This is a genomic window from Streptomyces africanus (assembly GCF_002150735.1).
Taxonomy (GTDB): domain Bacteria; phylum Actinomycetota; class Actinomycetes; order Streptomycetales; family Streptomycetaceae; genus Streptomyces; species Streptomyces africanus.
In genome coordinates, this window is the sequence record NZ_MUKA01000701.1 from 1 (window position 1) to 559 (window position 559).

The following is a 559-nucleotide window of genomic DNA, read 5'->3' on the forward strand; positions in this document are numbered from 1 at the left end:
CCTCGGCGTCCTGGGCCGTCAGGGCGGTGAGGTTCAGCCGGTGCGGTGGTGTGCGGAAGAACGTCGCCCGGACCGTGCCGTCCTGTTCCAGCACGCCGAACTCCGGTGTTCCGTCGCCGTAGATGTGCAGGCCGCGCGTGCGCAGGTTCTCCGTGACGGTCAACGGGACGGTGTGCAGGGCCGGTCGGGAGCCGAGGAAACCGCCGGCGCGGGTCAGGAAGGCGTCGAGGTCCTGGGTGAGGTGCCAGTCGTCGGTGCGCATGTCCCATGATGCCGCCCGCTCCCCGCCCGGCTCCTCCGCATTACGCCCCGGGCCCACGGCCCGCATCCGATTCCACGTCCGGTTCCGGATCCGTGGCCAGGCGGGCGTGCAGGTGGGCGTCCCGGAACGCGTCGTGCCGGTCCTCCTCGAAGATCGCCCCGCGCAGGGTTCCCNNCGGGCGGCGAGCAGCAGGGCCCGGGTGGCGACGCCCTGACCGCGGGCCTCGGGGAGCACCCAGTAGCCGACGCGGGCGACCTTGAGGTGGTACTTGATCTCGTTGACGCCGATGTGGCCCAG

The 559-nt window shown here is 72.4% G+C and carries 2 pseudogenes; both read right to left on the reverse strand.

Features of this window, described 5'->3' with window-relative positions:
* Positions 1 to 262: pseudogene (locus tag CCL05_RS43525) on the reverse strand (GNAT family N-acetyltransferase); the annotation flags it as partial.
* 40 nt (positions 263 to 302) lie between these two features.
* Positions 303 to 559 (reverse strand): annotated as a pseudogene (locus tag CCL05_RS43530) (GNAT family N-acetyltransferase); the annotation flags it as partial.